This is a genomic window from Weissella diestrammenae (assembly GCF_014397255.1).
Lineage (GTDB): Bacteria > Bacillota > Bacilli > Lactobacillales > Lactobacillaceae > Weissella > Weissella diestrammenae.
Genome location: NZ_CP060724.1, coordinates 445,399 through 463,691, shown reverse-complemented (window position 1 = coordinate 463,691; position 18,293 = coordinate 445,399). Strand labels below are relative to the sequence as shown.

17 protein-coding genes and 1 tRNA gene are annotated in these 18,293 nt (G+C 40.5%); 17 read left to right on the top strand and 1 reads right to left on the bottom strand.

The features are described 5' to 3' along the window. Positions 1–11: 11 nt before the first annotated feature. From H9L19_RS02350 to H9L19_RS02300, 11 genes are all read left to right on the top strand, one after another. Complete coding sequence (locus tag H9L19_RS02350; protein ID WP_187529561.1) at positions 12–758, top strand: SseB family protein; 747 nt, start codon at positions 12–14, stop codon at positions 756–758. A gap of 97 nt (positions 759–855) precedes the next feature. After that, positions 856–1,674 carry an SseB family protein gene (locus H9L19_RS02345; RefSeq protein ID WP_187529560.1) on the top strand — a complete coding sequence of 273 codons (819 nt, stop codon included), beginning with the start codon at positions 856–858 and terminating at the stop codon, positions 1,672–1,674. A gap of 146 nt (positions 1,675–1,820) precedes the next feature. After that, positions 1,821–2,837, top strand: coding sequence for an NAD(P)/FAD-dependent oxidoreductase (locus H9L19_RS02340; protein WP_187529559.1), 1,017 nt, complete (start codon positions 1,821–1,823; stop codon positions 2,835–2,837). A 111-nt stretch (positions 2,838–2,948) separates the two neighbouring features. Beyond that, the gene (gene gpmA, locus H9L19_RS02335) at positions 2,949–3,668 is read left to right on the top strand and encodes a 2,3-diphosphoglycerate-dependent phosphoglycerate mutase (RefSeq protein ID WP_187529558.1); all 720 of its coding nucleotides are present in this window, start codon (positions 2,949–2,951) and stop codon (positions 3,666–3,668) included. A 364-nt stretch (positions 3,669–4,032) separates the two neighbouring features. After that, a complete protein-coding gene (locus H9L19_RS02330; protein ID WP_187529557.1) occupies positions 4,033–5,601 on the top strand; it encodes a bifunctional metallophosphatase/5'-nucleotidase in 1,569 nt (522 codons plus the stop codon). A 367-nt stretch (positions 5,602–5,968) separates the two neighbouring features. Next, a complete protein-coding gene (locus tag H9L19_RS02325) occupies positions 5,969–6,616 on the top strand; it encodes an ABC transporter ATP-binding protein (RefSeq protein ID WP_187529556.1) in 648 nt (215 codons plus the stop codon). Beyond that, positions 6,613–7,392, top strand: a complete 780-nt coding sequence (locus H9L19_RS02320; protein WP_187529555.1) for an ABC transporter permease — start codon at positions 6,613–6,615, stop codon at positions 7,390–7,392. The genes H9L19_RS02325 and H9L19_RS02320 overlap by 4 nt, the downstream gene beginning before the upstream one ends. Before the next feature lie 180 nt (positions 7,393–7,572). Next, the gene (locus H9L19_RS02315) at positions 7,573–8,220 is read left to right on the top strand and encodes a hypothetical protein (protein ID WP_187529554.1); all 648 of its coding nucleotides are present in this window, start codon (positions 7,573–7,575) and stop codon (positions 8,218–8,220) included. Further along, the gene (locus H9L19_RS02310; protein ID WP_187529553.1) at positions 8,217–9,620 is read left to right on the top strand and encodes an NAD(P)/FAD-dependent oxidoreductase; all 1,404 of its coding nucleotides are present in this window, start codon (positions 8,217–8,219) and stop codon (positions 9,618–9,620) included. Before H9L19_RS02315 ends, H9L19_RS02310 begins: the two co-directional genes overlap by 4 nt. A 149-nt stretch (positions 9,621–9,769) precedes the next feature. Continuing rightward, positions 9,770–11,212 carry an ABC transporter permease gene (locus H9L19_RS02305; protein WP_187529552.1) on the top strand — a complete coding sequence of 481 codons (1,443 nt, stop codon included), beginning with the start codon at positions 9,770–9,772 and terminating at the stop codon, positions 11,210–11,212. A 69-nt stretch (positions 11,213–11,281) separates the two neighbouring features. Next, entirely contained in the window at positions 11,282–11,950 is a 669-nt protein-coding gene (locus H9L19_RS02300) for an ABC transporter ATP-binding protein (RefSeq protein ID WP_187529551.1), read from the top strand. Between the two features lie 78 nt (positions 11,951–12,028). Here H9L19_RS02300 and H9L19_RS02295 read toward each other — a convergent pair whose 3' ends face one another. After that, complete coding sequence (locus H9L19_RS02295; protein ID WP_187529550.1) at positions 12,029–13,405, bottom strand: UDP-N-acetylmuramoyl-tripeptide--D-alanyl-D-alanine ligase; 1,377 nt, start codon at positions 13,403–13,405, stop codon at positions 12,029–12,031. 313 nt (positions 13,406–13,718) lie between these two features. On the opposite strand from H9L19_RS02295, the gene mreB reads away from it, so the two are divergent. The 6 genes from mreB to H9L19_RS02265 all read left to right on the top strand — a co-directional run bounded on the left by mreB (position 13,719) and on the right by H9L19_RS02265 (position 18,273). Beyond that, the gene (mreB, locus tag H9L19_RS02290) at positions 13,719–14,696 is read left to right on the top strand and encodes a rod shape-determining protein (RefSeq protein WP_187529549.1); all 978 of its coding nucleotides are present in this window, start codon (positions 13,719–13,721) and stop codon (positions 14,694–14,696) included. A gap of 14 nt (positions 14,697–14,710) precedes the next feature. Further along, positions 14,711–14,923, top strand: coding sequence for a DUF2969 family protein (locus H9L19_RS02285; protein WP_187529548.1), 213 nt, complete (start codon positions 14,711–14,713; stop codon positions 14,921–14,923). A 16-nt stretch (positions 14,924–14,939) separates the two neighbouring features. Further along, on the top strand, positions 14,940–16,133 hold the full coding sequence (locus H9L19_RS02280; RefSeq protein ID WP_187529547.1) for an FtsW/RodA/SpoVE family cell cycle protein: 1,194 nt from the start codon (positions 14,940–14,942) through the stop codon (positions 16,131–16,133). Further along, positions 16,133–16,915: a pyrroline-5-carboxylate reductase family protein gene (locus H9L19_RS02275; protein ID WP_187529546.1), complete on the top strand. Its 783-nt coding sequence runs from the start codon at positions 16,133–16,135 to the stop codon at positions 16,913–16,915. The genes H9L19_RS02280 and H9L19_RS02275 overlap by 1 nt, the downstream gene beginning before the upstream one ends. 89 nt (positions 16,916–17,004) lie before the next feature. After that, positions 17,005–17,076: transfer RNA gene (locus tag H9L19_RS02270), tRNA-Glu, on the top strand. A gap of 471 nt (positions 17,077–17,547) precedes the next feature. Next, positions 17,548–18,273 (top strand): DUF4811 domain-containing protein, encoded by a 726-nt coding sequence (locus H9L19_RS02265; protein ID WP_187529545.1) that lies wholly within the window; start codon positions 17,548–17,550, stop codon positions 18,271–18,273. Positions 18,274–18,293 lie beyond the last annotated feature (20 nt).

Genomic DNA, 18,293 nt, shown 5'->3' with positions numbered 1-18,293 from the left:
GAACGATGAGAATGGCTAATTTAACATTGACAGAAGCGTTAAATCAATATGTGAAGGACCCAAGGCCAGAAACAGAAACTTTGTTAATTGATCAATTTGTTGGGAGTACGCTGTTGATCCCAGCTGCAATTGGAAAAAATACGGGGCAGCAAAAAAACGGGCCGATGCTTGAGCAACGCATCGTGGACGTCCAGTATCAATTAGTTAAAAATGCAACCGGTCAACAATTATTTCCAGTTTTTTCAAACCGGCAAGCATACAATCAATGGCAGGCAAAATCCCGGATTGAGGGTCAAACACCATTAGCTATTAGTATTGAAGAAATCTGGTCACTCTTGCAACAAGCAAGTCGCGTCAGTGGTGTCGTCATTGATATGATGACGGTTAATCTTGTATTAGACCAACGCAATGTTGCTTATTTGACGCAACAGCTGGCAAACTTGAAACAATTATCGCAGTTCAAAATGCGTCAACGATTAGATATAAAAGAGTCATTTATTGAAACCGTCCAGAGGGAATTAGCAGAGAAAATGCCATTTATTCAAACCCTTTGGGCTTTGAAGTTGGGTGACACACAACAAAATGTTTATGTTGTGGCTGTTTTTCCGGGACAAGATATCTCTACAAGCATCGAAAAAATCATGCTATGGCTGCAATCAAAAGATGCTTACCCTAAGTTTGATCGGATAATAACCGTTGGTGAATTGGATTATACCAAGGTGGCACAATTTAAGCCGCTTTATAACGCCAAAAATTAGCACGGATTCTAATTGGTATTGGCAGATATATCCTGATTTTCATGATAAAATGAAGTAACTATTATAAAGTGAAATTATAAAAGAAAAGAGATAACCGATGGCAAATGAGCAACAATTTAATAATGACACCTTAATTTCAGCCCTTGCTAATTTTAAAGCAGACCAATCACAAGCTAATCAACAGGCGTTTGAATTAGCTTTGTTGCAGGCAAGTTTTTTGGTGCCGGTCCAGATTCCTGATGAAACAAAGATCGATGAACAAGGTGGGATTGCTGTTGAATCAGGTGAAGAAATTCGTTTGTTGACATTTATGGATAATGATCAACAACAAGTTTTCCCTGTCTTTACTGACGAGAAGAACTTTCAAGCTAATCCAGATGGTTGGGCTGAGGATACACGAGTGATTACAATTCCCTTCGGCGATTTTATGACCATGTTCGAAAAGGATGAGGCCTTGGGTGCCCTTGCAATGAACCCCTTTAACGAAGATGAGGGGATGCCAATTTCGCGTCAAAATATGACGTATTTGGCGCAAGCGTATACTCAAATTGAGTCAGGAGAAGCAAAAGTTGAGGCTGAGCGTCAAGAGGCCCAAGAATTAACAATGGAAATTACTGTACCTGAAGATGTCCCAACTCCATTGCAGTACGAATTAATCGGGATTGCAGATGATGCAATGGGCAAAATCACCGAGATGTATTTGCTATGGTTAACGGAACAGCAAAGCCAAGCTGGTCGTTTTTTCCTAGTTATCGACGGACCAGACGTGGAACAGTTGAATGATTTTGTTCCTGTCTTTCGAAATGCATTAAAAAAAGTCTTGGGTGAACAAGTTACGCCTGAGGTCGTGCCGATGGCAAGGCTTGACGGCGTCGACTTATCTGAATTCAAGACTTTCTATGCGCGCAATATCTAATTAAGTTGACCCATTAGCGCGAATCGGCGGTATTGGGCGCTTTTTTGTTACTTGTGATTTTGCTTAGTTAGTTGATAGCGATATTGGATTTAGAATCAAGTGGTAATTTAGTTACTGTAAATGCTAGAGGTTGATTAGAAAATAATATGACAGAAATAAAACAGACAGATTTAATAATTATTGGTGGCGGTCCGGTGGGCATGTTTGCCGCTTTTTATGCTGGCTTAAGGGAACTTGATGTGACCTTGATTGAAAGCCTAAAAACATTAGGAGGGCAGACAGCCAATCTATATCCGCAAAAACAGATTTTGGATATTCCAGGTTTTTTAGCCATTACTGGTCAAGATTTAATCTCACAGTTATCAGCCCAAATGAATCAGTTTCAGCAAAATATTATGCTGGAAACAACAGTTATCGATGTTGCGACAAATGATCAAGGGTTTTTGATTACCACTGATCATCAGGAGCAACTTCAAGCCAAGGCGATTTTGATTGCCACTGGTAAGGGCGCTTTTAATCCACGCCGATTAGCACCTGAAATTGAACAGGATTTTGAAGGCCAAGGGTTGAACTATTTTGTCAGTGATTTGAACGATTTTCAAGATAAGCGTGTTTTGGTTGCAGGTGGTGGTGATTCAGCTGTCGATTTAGCTTTGTTGCTCAATACCGTTGCAAGTGAAGTGCATATTCTACATCGTCGCGAACAATTCCGAGCCATGGAACATGCCGTCACCGCATTGAATCAATCAACGGTGCAACAAGAAACGCCGTATCAAATTAGCGAATTAACCCGTAATCCAGCAGGTGATTTTAAAGTCACCTTGTCGATGCCTCGTGCACAAGCTATTAAAACCATTGAGGTTGATGAATTGGTAATCAGCTATGGCTTTTTGTCGGAAAATAAAATTGTTTCTAGCTGGCAGATTCAACCTGAAAGTATGCGCCAAAAATTCGTTGTGGATCAAACGATGCAGACAACGATACCTGGCGTATATGCGGTTGGTGATATTGCGGGGTATCCTAATAAAGCTGAATTAATTGCGACTGGATTTGGCGAGGTACCAGTGGCAATTAACACAATGATTGCCAATCAATTCCCCACGCATCAAGGTGTTGTCCATTCATCAGGCTTAACCATTAAAGATGGTAAGATTGAAGGGTGAAACAGCTCGGATCGATGACTAAAATCAAGGTGTGCGAAGTTTATTTCCGCAAGTGCTTTTAAATTTGCTATAATGTTCACATAACATAATTTATAAAAGAGGTATTTATCAATGGCTAAGTTAGTTTTGATTCGTCATGGTCAATCAGAGTGGAACGCATTGAATTTATTTAATGGTTGGGTTGATACTAAGTTGTCTGACAAGGGTGTTGCTCAGGCTAAGACAGCAGGAGACTTGTTGGCAAAGGAAGGTATCCAATTCGATCAAGCGTACACATCAGTGTTGACTCGTGCGATTACGACATTGCACTACGCTTTAGAAGAAGCTGGACAATTATTTATTCCTGAAGCCAAGTCATGGCGGCTAAACGAACGTCATTATGGTGCATTGCAAGGATTGAATAAGGCAGACGCTGCTGCTAAATACGGTGATGAGCAAGTTCATCAATGGCGTCGTTCATATGACGTTTTGCCTCCTCTTTTGACGGAACAAACTGAAACCGTTGAAGTTTTGGGAAAGACATACCCTGCATTTGACCGCCGTTATGCAGATGTACCTGAAGGACAATTGCCATTTGGTGAAAATCTTAAGGTTACTTTGGAACGCGTGTTGCCATTCTGGGAATCAAATATTTCAAAGGATTTAAAGGCTGGTAAGAACGTTGTAATTGCCGCTCATGGTAATTCTTTGCGGGCATTGGTAAAACACATTGAAAATATCTCTGATGATGATATTTTGGGCGTTGAAATCGCAAATGGTCAACCATTGGTATACGATTTGGACGCTAATTTAAATGTTATTTCAAAGAAAACATTAACAACTGAAGCATAATAAAATAGTATGGCCTGGTGGGTTGGATTAGTTATCAACCGACTAGGCTTTTTTTGCACCTAAGAGCTGATTTGAAAAAAATTTATCTTTGAATTTAGACCTACCTGCAGGGTTAACTAATTAATGCGTGCAAAATACTTTTTGGACAATAGATAAACTAAAAATGTATTAATTTAGATTTGGGCTCACAATTCTAAGCGTGAACTCCCAAAAATAAAAGCCGGTCACAGCTTGAGCCGGTGATAAAAGCGTTAACTGGATGGTTGAAAAGTCCATTTGTAACGCGTAAGGTAATAAGTGGAAAAGCGAGTCGTATTCGGGTTAGTCGGTATCTTAGCGACCGGCAAATAATAGGGAGACAGGGATGCAAGTTACAGTTTTGTCAACATCAGATGTACATGGGTATATTTTAGCTGATGATTTCCGGCGGCCATTGAGAAATGATGCCCTTGGGTTATCACGTGCAGCATCAGTGATTCAAGAAATCAAGCAGCGTGCGTTAACGGATGAAGTCGTGATGACCATTGAGAATGGTGATTTTATTCAAGGGTCACCACTGACGAATTTCATTGAACAGTCAGCACAGACAGAAATTCACCGTTTTGAAGATTTGGCGAACACGATTGATTATGACGTGCGAATTTTAGGTAATCATGAATTCAATTATGGACGTGACTATTTAGAGCGGGCAGTGTCGCCTGATAAATTGTTGAATGCGAATGTCCTAGATACGAAAACTGACGAACCATTTATTGGCAAACCATATGCCATTTTTGAAAAAAAGGGGCTGAAAATTGGTGTGATTGGCCTCACGACAAAATATGTACCACATTGGGAACAACCTGAACATCTGGAGGGGTTGACTTTTAAAGATCCGGTTCAAGTTGCAAAAAACTATATTGCGCAAATTAGACCAATGGTGGATGTACTGATTTTAGCCTATCATGGCGGTTTTGCAGAAGACCTCGAAACTGGGCAGACATTGGAGCGGGTAACCGGCGAAAATCAAGGCGTTCAGTTGCTTCAACTATCTGGTGTTGATGCTTTAGTGACTGGTCATCAGCATCGAGAAATTGCTACCGTGGTGCACGGTGTACCAACGACGCAACCAGGTTATCGTGCCAGCCATGTGGGTGTGATGACACTTACGCTGAATGAACAAGATCAAATCAAAACGACAACTGCAAAATTAATTCCGACGGCAACTTATCCAGAATCACCAGCCATTGTTGATTTGATCCACCCTTTGCAAATGCAATTGAATCATTGGTTAGATGAGCCGATGGGGACGGTTGGTGATAATATGCGCATTAAAAGCCATAAACTGGCGCGGTTGAAAAACCATCCATTTATTGAATTGGTTAATCGTGCGCAAATGGCTGCAACAGGTACTAAGATTGCAAATACAGCGTTATTTAATGATGAAGTTCGTGGTTTGAATCGAATTGTCACGAGACGCGACATTATGACTAATTATATTTACCCCAATACTGTGGTTGTTGAGAAGCTGACGGGTCAAGATATTAAAGACGCTTTAGAAGTAAATGCACGTTATTTTGAATTAAATGCTGCAAAGGAATTAGTGATTAATCCGCTTTTTATACATCCTAAAATGCAACATTATAATTATGATGTTTGGAGTGGTATTGATTATACGTTTGATTTTAGTCGGCCAATGAACCATCGTGTGGTAGCTATTTCGATTGCCGGGCAACCACTTGATTTGACTGCGGAATATGAAGTCGCAATGAATAATTATCGTGCGGGTGGTGCTGGAAACTTCCCGATGTTTTCAATGGATAAAGTTGTCCGTGAATTACCGATTGAAACTGCTGAATTAATTGGTCAATTTATTGCTGAGCACCCAGCGATTGAAATTGAGCAACCGACGAATTTGACAACCCTCGGGTATCGAGCAGTCACAGACGAATAGCCAAATGGTAATTTGAGATGGACGTTGTATTTGATGCTACGATAGATCGATACAGGGGTTGGTCACTCCAGTGATTGTGCGTTTAATTCGTTTGGAATTACAGCGTTCTCATTTGAAATGAAAGTCACATTGGTGCGGCCATGTGCCTGAAAACCAATGAACTAATTGTGATTGGTTGGTTGAATCGTGATACAAGAAACTAATTGTCTGTGTTTGAAAGTGGCAGTTAGTTTTTTTAATTGCGTGATTAAAAATAAGGCAAATGTGAGAATGAGGCGCAAGATGTGTGTCGTTGGATGGGTGAAGAGTAAATTGTCCGGTTGGATAGTATATACTGGAATAAGAAGTGATGAGGGGGGGATGAATAATGGTTAAATTAGATGGTGAAAAAATTGGGTATCAGGTTGAAAATCGACACATTCTCAATGATATGACATTTAGTTATACAAGTGGTGATTGGATTACAATTATTGGGCCGTCGGGTAGTGGTAAAAGTACACTATTGAAAATTATTGCTGGGTTGACGGTGGCTACAACGGGTCAAATTAAATTAGACAATGTTATGGCGACAGATTATCCAATCAGTGATTATCGCCAACAGGTGTCTTATGCGACGCAATCAGCACAGTTATTTGGTAATACGGTTCGGGATAATCTGAATTTACCATATCAAGTGCGCCAGTTGGTACCTGATGAGCTGGTCCAAAAGCAGGGGCTGTCATCAATGGCGTTACCAGAAAATTATCTTGACCAAGAAATTTCGCAATTATCGGGTGGTGAGCGTCAACGGGTTGGTGTCTTGAGAAACTTATTGTTTCCACCGAAAGTGTTATTGCTTGATGAAATATCGACGGGGCTTGATGCCGAAACGAAAGCTATTATTTGGCAAAAGATCGATCGGGTGCACGCTCAAAATCACGGGATTGTTTTGTCGGTCACACATGATGAAAGTGAAATTTTAAAGGCGACACATAAACTTGAATTAGCCACAATGAAAGAGGAGGCAGATTCATGAATTCGCAAATTAATGTTAATAATTGGTCGTTAGCTTTGGCATTTAGTTTGGTGTTGATTTCGCTCGGGATTAGTTATCGACAACAGCTAAAACTTGAAAAAGAGACGATTATTTCAGTGCTACGCGCCGTGGTACAGCTGATTATTGTTGGTTTTTTGTTGAAATTTATTTTCAATGTCAATTCAATGGTATTAACTATCGCGATGCAACTATTTATTGTTTATAATGCAGCCCGCAATGGTAAAAAAAGGAGTCAAGGGATTCCGGGCGCCTTCGTCATTTCGTGGTGGGGCTTGTTACTTTCAACAACAGTGACAATGGGTATCTTAGTTGGTACCGGAGTGATTAAATTTGTACCGTTCCAAGTGATTCCGGTGACGGGTATGGTCGCCGGTAATTCCATGACGGCGGTTGGTTTAGTTTATCGCAGTTTGAATCAACAATTTAAGGATCAAAGTCAGCAAGTATTTGAAAAATTAGCTTTGGGTGCCACACCAAAATTAGCGGCAGGTGAGATTGTTCGTGAAGCTATCCGAACAGGCATGCAACCAACAATTGATTCGGTCAGAACGTATGGGTTGGTGTCATTGCCAGGCATGATGTCTGGTTTAATTATGGCTGGTGTTGATCCAATTCGAGCGATTAAATATCAAATTATGGTTGTTTTCATGTTGCTCTCGGCAACCGGGATTGCATCAGTTTTTGCTAGCTTTGTGGCATACAAACGATTTTTCAATCAACGTTGGATTTTACAATTACCACATTCAAAAGGTTGAGCCATGATTTTTTTGACGTATATGAGTGAACGGTGGTTATGCGTTTGCTATTTTTAATGGTGTTTATAGTCCGTTGTGGCATGGTTCCAGAGGCGCAAAAATGATGCATAAAATCTTCAATTTTTTTGTGGATTGGTATGCTAAAATGAGAGCAATTATAGATTTAGTGGAGTATTGGTTATGGATGATAAGCTGGCATTAATTGAAACCTTGCGTCAGTTGACCGATGCATTGACTAGATTGTCTGGACGGCGATTACGTTTACGAGCTGAACGGCGCATGCGTCTAGCAACGATTAAAACACGGCGTGTATTGATTGTTGCACTTTGTATGATATTGGTGACGCTTGCAATTTCATGTTTGCTGGTTCCAAAATGGCCATTAGAGTTGATTTGGCCGGTATTAACTGGTTTGGTATTAGTTTTAATGGGACTTTTAATGCGCTTGCGCTTTTTAATTAAGATGCCTGCCGATAAGTTGCTGCGTCAAAAAAATGTGACCAAACAACTAGTCGATTTAAATCGGCTATTGGGGCAAACTGAAGTCGAAATTAGTGCATTATTGGCGAGTGATGTTTGGCAAGATTTTGATGCCTTACCTGGAGAAGTGTTGGAGACTGAATGGTTGATGAAGGCAGAAGAGCTGATTGAGTCTGATCAAACACTGACTTGGTCAGAAATTGGACAACAATTATTAGTTAAAAAAGAACTACAAAGGCGACGACGTAATCCACGTGTTGTGATTGAATGGCATCGAGAATATGGGTTGCCATTTCCAAAAAAGTCAGCGAATCAGGCAACACAGCAAGAAAAGAGGATGACATTATGAAAATAGTGGTACTTGGTGGCTCAAATGCTGGTTTTGCGGCGGTCAATGCATTTCGCCAGCTCAATCAACAAGATGAAGTGGTGATTATCGAGAAGCAGACAATCGTGGCACCGTTTATTTCAGCAGGGATTCGGATGGCTTTAGATGGTCAACTGGATGATGCTAGTCAGCTTAGTTTTGATCGCTTTCAAGGTCAACCCAATACGATATATCGTCAGGGATGTATCGTTGAACGAATTGATGTGAAGAATAAAAAAGTTTACGTGCGGCAAGGTGATTCAGGTCAATCATTGGTCGAAACTTTTGATAAACTTATTTATGCCCTTGGTTCATCTCCAAAAGTCCCCTCGTTTGTCGGGTCTGATCTCAATCAAGTCGTTTTTGTGAAGGATAAACAAGATGCAGCCGAAATCAATCAATTAACCCGTCGGGGGATAGTTCAAAAAAAGGCGTTGGTTTATGGTGGTGGTCCAGTGAGTGTCGAGCTAGCGGAAGCGCTGCAACGACGAGGCGTTGCTGTCACGTTTGTGACGTATGCCGAACAAATGATGACAAAATATTTCGATGAACCGCTGCGATTAAATTTGGAACGCCTAATGCGAGACAACGGCATTAAAATTAAAACCAATGTTGAAGTGGTTTCTGTAGACCGGCATGGCAAACAAATCATGGTGCACTTTAGTGATGGCCAGGAGGAACTATACAATGTCATGGCGATTGCTGCGGGATTACAACCAAATACAGCAATGTTATCAGGACAGGTTGAAATGGATCGCTATGGCGCTGCTTTGGTCAATGATGTCATGCAATCGAGTCAATCGGATGTCTATGTGGTTGGCGATGCAGGTGTCATCCAATCTGACTTTGGTCGATATGCCCCTCTGCTGTCCACTGCAATTAAAATGGGGAAAGTCGCTGGCTACCAATTAGCTGGTATTTCTGATATTAAATTGAAACCTCATTTAATCACAATGGGGTTTGAAGTATTTGGTCGGATGTATAGTAAAACCGGACAGACATTAAAACAACTACAACAAGCAAATTTACCCCATAGTAAAGTATTAACGCTACAAGCGCAGTCCACGATTAATCAAGTGGGGAGTCAAAAGACGGTTAAGCTTGGTATTGTCTTTGATTTGAAATCGGGACGCATTTATGGTGCCCAAATTGCATCAGATGATATAGCAACGACTGAACTGATTAATGTCTTTAGCCAGGTTATTACAGAACAATCGACTGTGACCGAATTAGCAGTCTATGAAACTTTTTTTGAGGCTGAGATGAATTTACCATATGCGTTGATTAATCGCATTGGTGAATTGGCAATGCTTGAACAAGAAAAATATTTAACCGATTCAGCGTTGGTGAGTGAGGAATTGATATCAGAATATATTGATTAGATAATGATTGAAGCGACGGCATGCCGTCGCTTTTTTATGACGTTTAAAAGATGGTACCAAATGCTTAAGGTTCATTAGAGTTTGTTTTAGGTTTTGTCCAAGATTTAGGACATAAACTAAATGTATTAAAAGTAATAGGAGAAAGACCAATGAATTTTTTTAAACGAGCGTGGATTACTTTATGGGCCCGCAAAGGTCGAACGGCATTGCTTATAATCACCTCAAGCGTGATCTTAGTCTTTGTCATGGCTGGATTAATCATTCAAAATGCAGCATTGACTTCCGCTAAGAGTGCATCAGATGCTGTTGGATCGACTGTGACACTAACGGCAAATCGGGATAAAATGTTTGCCAAAATGCGGTCGCAATCAGATTCGAGCGATACCAAACCAACGATGACAATACCGACAACTTCGGAAACTAAGGTTAAAAAGATTGCCGCCCTTTCTAATGTGCAGACCTATAACATTACTAACAGTGTGTCAGTTAATGCAAGTGGGTTTAAGGCTGTCACAACGACAAGTAGTAGTGAGCAGAATAAATTTGGCGGTGGTGTTGGTAATCCGGATCAGGTATCAACAACGGGAGATATCACGATTAGTGGTACGAGTACCACCGCTGCTTTGGAAAGCTTTAAGACATCACAGGCTAAAATGACATCTGGCCGTGGGTTAAAGACTTCTGATCTCAATACCAATCATATTGTGATTGAAAATGAATTAGCGTTGGCTAACGGATTAAAAGTTGGCGATACAATTAAAATCACAAATAGTACCGATGCAACAAAAATTACCAGTTTAAAAATTGTCGGAATTTATAAACAGTCAACTACCGAAACTGGGATGCAAAGAAATGATCCAGCCAATGTCATTTATGGCGCCTACACATTAGTGAATACAATAGCTGGTACTGAAAACCAGGTGAGTCAAGTAACCTTTAACATGGCGGAACCAGCCAAAACGGCGACTTTTGTCAAAACAGCTAAAAAAATCTTAAATGATAGTCAAATGAGTCTAACAAGCGATGCAGCGGACTATCAACGGGCTGCTAAAAATATGAAGGCTGTGGCTTCATTAGCCTCAAAAATTATTTGGGTCGTCGCTATTGCAGGCGCACTTATTTTGGGCTTGATTATTTTGTTGACGACACGTGAGCGCCGCCGAGAAATTGGTATCTTGGTATCACTTGGTGAGTCTAAGTTTAAGGTAATGGCACAATTATTCACTGAACTCTTGATTGTGTTATTTGTGGCACTAGGGATTGCCACAGCGACCGGTACAACGGTTTCAAATATGGTGGGGCAATCATTAGTGACCCAACAGCAACAGACAACCCAACAGAGTGGGCAAGGTGGTATGCCTGGTGGTGGAAATAAGCCGTCAGGTGCACCAACAAATGGTGGTTCTGCACCGAGCGCAATGGGCAATCAGACCAAAAGTCAACAAACCAGTTCGCAACTTAAGAATACGTTATCAATTGGATCAATTCTGAAACTAGGTGCTGTAGCCATTTTGATTGCTTTGCTATCAGTCTTTGGTGGTAGTTTTATGATTTTAAGAATGCGGCCTAAACGTATCCTACAAAATGATTAATGTTGTGTAAATTAATGTTGAATAGTTAGTTAGTATGAAATCGATTGAGATGGAAAAAGGGTAAAAAATATGACATTAACAGTAGAAAAATTGACGCATTGGTATTCAGATTCGTCACAAAAATTATATGAGGATGTGAACCTAACGTTTGACGCCGGAAAATTTTATGCCATTGTTGGTGAATCGGGTTCAGGCAAGACAACTTTGTTATCATTTATTGCGGGGTTAGATGAGCCACGTGAAGGTCGAATTTTAGTTGATGGGATTGATGCAAAAAAAATTGGTTTGACGAGATATCGGCAACGCCATGTGGCGACGATTTTTCAAGCCTATAATTTGTTGAATACCATGACGGCCTATCAAAATATTGAGACAGCTCTGGCTATTACCCATTCAAAACATCAAAAAGATTCCAAATATATTCTCGCTGCATTAAGTCGGGTTGGCATTAATGCCAACCAAGCCCGCCAAAAAGTGCAAAAATTATCGGGTGGCGAACAGCAGCGGGTGGCAATCGTGAGAGCCTTATTGGTCGATGCACCAGTGGTCGTGGCAGATGAACCAACTGGTAATTTAGACCATGAAAATTCGCAAATCATTGTTGAATTATTTAAAGCCTTAGCGCATGAATACCATAAAACGGTAATCATGATTACACATGATGAAAAAGTTGCGCAACAAGCTGACGTCGAAATGAAATTACGTGCTAATCAATTTGAGGTGCAAACGGTTAACTAACAGATATAAAGGAAATGATGGCACACTGAAAATAGCCCCGAAAATATTAACTTTCGGGGCTATTTCGATGATAGTGACCTACATTGTCGATGAGACAAATGCAGCAACGACAGTCTCTAGGTGGATACCATGGGATCCCTTAACTAGCATTAAATCATTGGGTTTGAGTCGTAATTGTAAATCATGCATTAATGCTGATTTTTGATCAACTGGATAGTGATGAATATCGAGCGTGGGTGCGATTTCTTTTAGTCTTTTTTCAAGACACATCATTAAATCACCGACCAGATAAATGCCGTCAATTTTACTTGGGTCGATTGCCTCGGCCAAATCGGCGTGCATCTTGGGAGCAACATCACCGAGTTCCAGCATGTCTCCTAAAACTAGGAACCGTTGACCTGTTGTCGGTGTCGCCTGAAATGAAGTTAGCACAGCAGCCATGGCAGTTGGATTAGCATTGTAAACATCACTTAGAATTTGACCGCCAAAATTTGCTGATAACCATTCGGTACGATTGCTGGTGATGATTGTATGCTTTAGTGCCTCGGCAATTTGAGCATCATCGATCGCTAACAAATGACCGACTGAGATAGCGGCTAAAGCGTTGCTTACGTTGTAATTACCAGTTAGCGGAATCGTAAAGCGGGTTGTCGATTGATTCGTTGTAAAATTGGCGCTAGTTGTCATGAGGCTGATTTCAGAGGCAAATAACTGGTTTTCAGCATGTAAGCCAAAGGTGTTTGTTTTTAAGGTAGGGTTTGCGTTTGAACGCGTAATCAACAATGGTTCGTCACCATTATAGACGAGGGTGCCATCGGGTTTAAGCCCATTAATAATTTCCATTTTGCCATCAGCAATACGCTCACGGGTCTTGAAAAATTCAATATGGGCTTCACCAATCATAGTCAGGACGGCAATGTCTGGGGTAATCATTTTTGAAAGGAGATCTAAATCTCCAGGGTGATCCATACCAAGTTCAATTACTAATAATTCAGTATCTTGCGGCATTTTGAGAATTGTTGTTGGCACGCCAATTTCATTATTGAAGTTTGCCGGTGTTTTGACCGTGCGGTATTTTTTGGCCCCAATCGCAGCAATAAAATCTTTCGTTGTTGTCTTTCCGTTGGACCCAGAAATTGCAACGACTTGTGGTCCAACCAAACGCAAATAATGCACGGCTAATTGTTGAAATGCCTTTAGCGTGTCGTCAACCAAAATAGTCGGAAAATTTTGGGGTGGGTTAGGATGGTCTTTGCTCCAAAATGTGGCAGATGCACCATTATCGATGGCACCATTGATATAATTATGACCATCATTGCCCCATGTAATTGGCACAAAAAGTGTATTTTGAGTCGCTTGACGGCCGTCGAAAACAACCTTTGTAATTTCAGTATCTTGATTATTAATCAGAGTACCACCGACAATTTTGGCGATTTGTTGGATTGAATAATTCATAGTTAATTTGCTCCTGTAATCAGTTAATTCTATTTTATCAAAAATTAAGAGGCAATCGATGATGGAATTTGTCAAGGATTGATGCTATTGCGTATTTATTATACCTGTGCCGTGTTATCGGTTAAAGTTGTGTTGTTTAAGGTGGCCTTGATTGATGCTTAGTTTATTGTACTCAAATCGATATGCACCGAGAAAGTCGTTTGTTGTTAAATCAGTTTGAATCGCGAGAATTTAGGAAAATATGTCGGTTATTCTGCTATAATGAAAAGTAAATTTAAAAAAGATGATGAGACTTAAAGAGGTAAGGACACAGATGGCAAAAGAGATTGGAATTGATTTAGGAACCGCCAATGTATTGGTATTTGTGGAGGGAGAAGGCATTGTTTTGAATGAGCCTTCAGTCGTGGCAGTGGATGCCAAAACAGAGAAAGTACTGGCAGTCGGGACAGAAGCTTATCAAATGGTCGGTCGGACACCCGGTAACATTCGCGCCGTCCGACCATTAAAAGATGGCGTGATTTCTGATTTTGATATGACTGAAGCCATGTTGGCATATTTTATTAAAAAGTTAAACGTTAAGGGCATTCTTTCACGTCCAAACATCATGGTTGCAGCACCTACTAATATTACAGAAATTGAGCGCAAGGCGATTGTTCAAGCCGCTGAAAAAGTTGGTGGTGCCAAAGTGTTCTTAGAGTATGAACCAAAGGTTGCAGCCATTGGGGCAGGATTAAATATTTTCTCACCAATTGCCTCAATGGTGATTGATATGGGTGGGGGAACTTCTGATATCGCAGTCTTGTCCTTAGGCGATATTGTATCAGCGCGTTCGATTCGAATTGCTGGTGACAAATTAAATGCTGATATTGCTAATTTCACAAAACGTAAGCATGGCTTACAAATAGGTGAGCGGACGGCGGAACAGATTAAAATTACAATCGGGAATGCATTGCAAGTTGATGAACCAGAGGTAATGACGATTCGTGGGCGTGATACGTATGATGGTATGCCACAATCGGTTGAGATTAATTCAAACGAAATTGAAGCTGCTTTACGTGATTCATTACGACAGATTGTTTCAGCAGCGCATGATGTGTTAGCTGAAATTCAGCCTGAGCTTGCGGCAGATATTATTGATCGAGGAATCGTGCTGACCGGTGGGGGTGCGTTGCTGAAGAATATCGATCAATTGATTTCAAAAGAATTAGGGGTGCCAGTTTTGATTGCTGATCATCCACTTGATAATGTCGCACGCGGCGCAGGTGAACTATTAGAACACATGCATGACTAAAAAGGGAGATAAGTATGGCTATGCGTAAAAATAAGGCAATTGACGTTGAAATCAACGTGATTAGTCAAGGTGTAAGTGAAGTAAAAATTAATAAACATATCTTAGGGACAATCGATGAACGCGAAAACACGATTCGTGTACAGGTTGGTCAAAATAAGCAGCAAATTGTGAAAAATTTTGATGAAGGTGTTGAAATTTTGATTGCTGAATATAATTTGCATCATTAAAAAGGGGTTGTTAAACATGGTCAAACGTTTCTTTGGCGGCAAAGGCGAGATTGATTGGAGTATTATTTTTGTCGTACTGATGTTGGCCCTCATTGGCTTAGCATCCGTTTTTGTGGCAGCAAGTCATGATAGTAATACTGTTAGTCCCATTCGGATGGTCGTTATGCAAGGCGTTTGGTATGTATTGGGCATTATTGCGGTGGTGATTATTATGCAATTCGACTCAGAACGTCTTTGGCGCCTATCACCGTATATTTTTGGGCTAGGTATCTTCTTAATGCTGGCAGTGCTAGTTTTTTATAGTCGTTCGTACTACGATCAAACCGGTGGTAAGTCATGGTTTGCGATCGGTTCACTGACATTTCAGCCATCTGAAGTAATGAAACCGGCGTTTATCATGATGCTAGCGCGAGTCATTGCCTTACACAATCTTAAATTTGATGAACACAATTGGGCCAATGATAAAGTTCTCATTGGTAAAATCTTACTGGTTAGTGTACCAGTGCTCTTATTGGTGCTGATGCAACACGACTTTGGAACAATGTTAGTCTTTGTGGCGATCATTTTCGGGATGACATTGGTCTCTGGTATTTCTTGGAAAATATTAGGTCCCATCATCGGCGTGGTTGGGACATTAGGCGCGCTTGCCATTTCATTAGTGGCTAGTACCAATGGACGTGCCATTTTAGGTCATTTTGGCTTTAAGGCTTATCAGTTTGCTCGAATCGATGCATGGTTACACCCAGAGGGCGACACATCGAATTCAGCCTATCAGCTTTGGCACTCTATGACTGCGATTGGTTCGGGGGGGCTAACTGGGACAGGTTTTAATGTGTCACATGTGAGTGTGCCTGTCCGTGAGTCAGATATGATTTTTTCAGTAATTGGTGAGAATTTTGGTTTTGTTGGCTCACTATTATTATTGCTATTGTATTTCCTCTTAATTTATCGTATTTTTCAGGTTGTCATTGATACATCCAATCAGTTTTATGCCTATATTGCAGCTGGTGTGGTGATGATGTTGCTATTCCATATTTTTGAAAATATTGGGATGAGCATTGGTTTGGTACCGTTGACCGGTATTCCATTACCTTTTATCTCACAAGGTGGTTCAGCTTTGATTGGGAATATGTTAGGGGTGGGTCTAGTAATGTCGATGCGGTATCACAATAAGAAATACACATTGTCTGGGCAGGAAGGATTCGTATAATGTTGAATATTGGATTTATTGGTGCTGGAAATATGGCACAGGCTATGATCAAAGGTTGGTCACAACTAGATGAAGTTCATCAAGTTGTGTATGCACCACATTCTGGACAGTCAGTTGCAGAGAACATGCAGATTGATTTTGCGACAACGGCAGAAGCATTAGTTAAACAGAGTGATTTGATTGTTATCGCAACACCACCAACACATCTTGCTGCAGTGGCACAAGAGATTAACTCTGTTGTGACAGGTAAAGTCATTATTTCTATTTTAGGTGGTATTAGTCTAAGCACACTAATGACGCATTTTGATTCTAGTGATTTGTTGGTTCGTGCGCTACCGAATGTCAATGTTGCAGTCCAACAAGGCTACACAGCAATGGCGGTTAACCCCGCGGTTGATGATGAGGTGAAAGGCGCAGTCTTTGGCTTATTAACAGTGCTGGGTCGAGTCGATGAATTACCAGAGACCCAGTTTGGTGCGGTAAGTGCCCTTGCTGGGTCTGGTCCAGCCTTTGTGGCCGGCTTTGTGCAGGCAATGACTCAGGCTGGATTAGCGGCTGGCGTACAACCAGATATTGCTGAACAGTTAGCAGTTCAAACGGCACAGGGAACATTGGATAAAATGGTACATGAAAAGTTGACACCGATGGCGTTGGCAGAACAAGTCATGACACCAGGTGGGTCAACGGCCGCAGGTTGGGATGTATTACAAACCAAAGATATCACGGCATTGATGACGCAAGTTATCCAAGCGACAATGGCTAAAAACGCTGAGTTTGAATAATTAAATCAATTAATTCAAAAAAAGGGGTTGCAATCATTTGTGATTCTTGGTAAGATATTATTTGTTGTTAAGCGACAACGAATAATAATGGCCCATTGGTCAAGCGGTTAAGACTCCGGTTTTTCACACCGGCATCCAGGGTTCGACTCCCTGATGGGCTATCGTTTGAAAAGATATACTTCTTCGAAGTATATCTTTTTTTATCAATTAATTCGATGTTGAGTTATGGAAATTTAAATTAATATACGGCGAAATGATCGAAATCCTGAATGTTCGATCAACTTTACTGAGTGACGATTGATCAAAGGTAACGACTGCTTGAACGTTTGTGAGAATGCTGTTGTTGAACAATTTATCCGCCAGTATTTAGCTATATGATAAAAATTGATAGGTTAGTAAGGGTGAGAACAATTAACTAATGATTGATCAATAGTAGTTGTGAGAGCGGAAAGGTGTTGCACGTTTCAAGGTTATTGATTCATTTTTAAAATATCAACAGAGTAGGTTTATAATGAATTTGAATGCGGAATAAGCTATAATTATAAATGATATGATTATTTTTATGAGATAATTAATTATATCGATTTGGCATAAAAAAATTATAAATGAGACAAATGATGGAGGAATGAAAAGTGTATATTCTAATTGCGATTGGCGTCTTATTATTGTTAATAGCCGCGATTACGTATTATAAGACACGTGTGATTCGTTGGGTGTTTATTGTTATTGGATTAATTTTAGTGATTGCAAATGGTATTGGGTTAATTAAAGCGCAGAGCGGTCATTTTTTAATGCAGAAAAATGAGAAGGTGAGAACGCACCAAATCAGTGCCAAGTCGACGGTGGGCGACAAATCATTTATTGTAACGACAAAGGCTCAAGGCGGATCATTTGCGTATCATTATACAATTGATGGGAAGAGTTATCGAACAACGCCAAAGCATGGTACAACACGCATTAAAGTGGCTAAGACCCCAAAATTAGTTGAAAAGGCGACGTCTTATAGTGCGAATAATCTGTGGTCTAAGTTTATGCTGATTGGTTTACCAACATCAACGCCGGTCACATTCTCATATACTTTTGAATTGCCAAATAATTGGTATGTTGTTTCTGAAAATCAGAATCAGGAAATCCAAAAGATGGTCGATGCTTCAAAGGATGGCCTTGAGGACAAAATCAAAGAAAATGTGACCAAAGCTGTTGAAGATGCAGTGCAAGCTAATCCAGATTATTTGAATGATAAAAATGCACAAAAGCAAACGCAAGACGATATTGTCAAACAAGTGACTGGTGAAATTGATGATAAATTGGCAACTGATGTGGCGGCAAAGTTGAAAGAGTGGAATCTTGCCAAGTAAGTGCTGATTTGTTGGGTATA

Coding starts and splice junctions, on each gene's coding strand:
- H9L19_RS02305 (WP_187529552.1), top strand. CDS start 9,770: ATGAATTTTTTTAAACGAGCGTGGATTACTTTATGGGCCCGCAAAGGT.
- H9L19_RS02325 (WP_187529556.1), top strand. CDS start 5,969: ATGGTTAAATTAGATGGTGAAAAAATTGGGTATCAGGTTGAAAATCGA.
- H9L19_RS02275 (WP_187529546.1), top strand. CDS start 16,133: ATGTTGAATATTGGATTTATTGGTGCTGGAAATATGGCACAGGCTATG.
- H9L19_RS02300 (WP_187529551.1), top strand. CDS start 11,282: ATGACATTAACAGTAGAAAAATTGACGCATTGGTATTCAGATTCGTCA.
- H9L19_RS02280 (WP_187529547.1), top strand. CDS start 14,940: ATGGTCAAACGTTTCTTTGGCGGCAAAGGCGAGATTGATTGGAGTATT.
- H9L19_RS02330 (WP_187529557.1), top strand. CDS start 4,033: ATGCAAGTTACAGTTTTGTCAACATCAGATGTACATGGGTATATTTTA.
- H9L19_RS02340 (WP_187529559.1), top strand. CDS start 1,821: ATGACAGAAATAAAACAGACAGATTTAATAATTATTGGTGGCGGTCCG.
- H9L19_RS02350 (WP_187529561.1), top strand. CDS start 12: ATGGCTAATTTAACATTGACAGAAGCGTTAAATCAATATGTGAAGGAC.
- H9L19_RS02310 (WP_187529553.1), top strand. CDS start 8,217: ATGAAAATAGTGGTACTTGGTGGCTCAAATGCTGGTTTTGCGGCGGTC.
- H9L19_RS02320 (WP_187529555.1), top strand. CDS start 6,613: ATGAATTCGCAAATTAATGTTAATAATTGGTCGTTAGCTTTGGCATTT.
- H9L19_RS02295 (WP_187529550.1), bottom strand. CDS start 13,405: ATGAATTATTCAATCCAACAAATCGCCAAAATTGTCGGTGGTACTCTG.
- mreB (WP_187529549.1), top strand. CDS start 13,719: ATGGCAAAAGAGATTGGAATTGATTTAGGAACCGCCAATGTATTGGTA.
- H9L19_RS02285 (WP_187529548.1), top strand. CDS start 14,711: ATGGCTATGCGTAAAAATAAGGCAATTGACGTTGAAATCAACGTGATT.
- H9L19_RS02315 (WP_187529554.1), top strand. CDS start 7,573: ATGGATGATAAGCTGGCATTAATTGAAACCTTGCGTCAGTTGACCGAT.
- gpmA (WP_187529558.1), top strand. CDS start 2,949: ATGGCTAAGTTAGTTTTGATTCGTCATGGTCAATCAGAGTGGAACGCA.
- H9L19_RS02345 (WP_187529560.1), top strand. CDS start 856: ATGGCAAATGAGCAACAATTTAATAATGACACCTTAATTTCAGCCCTT.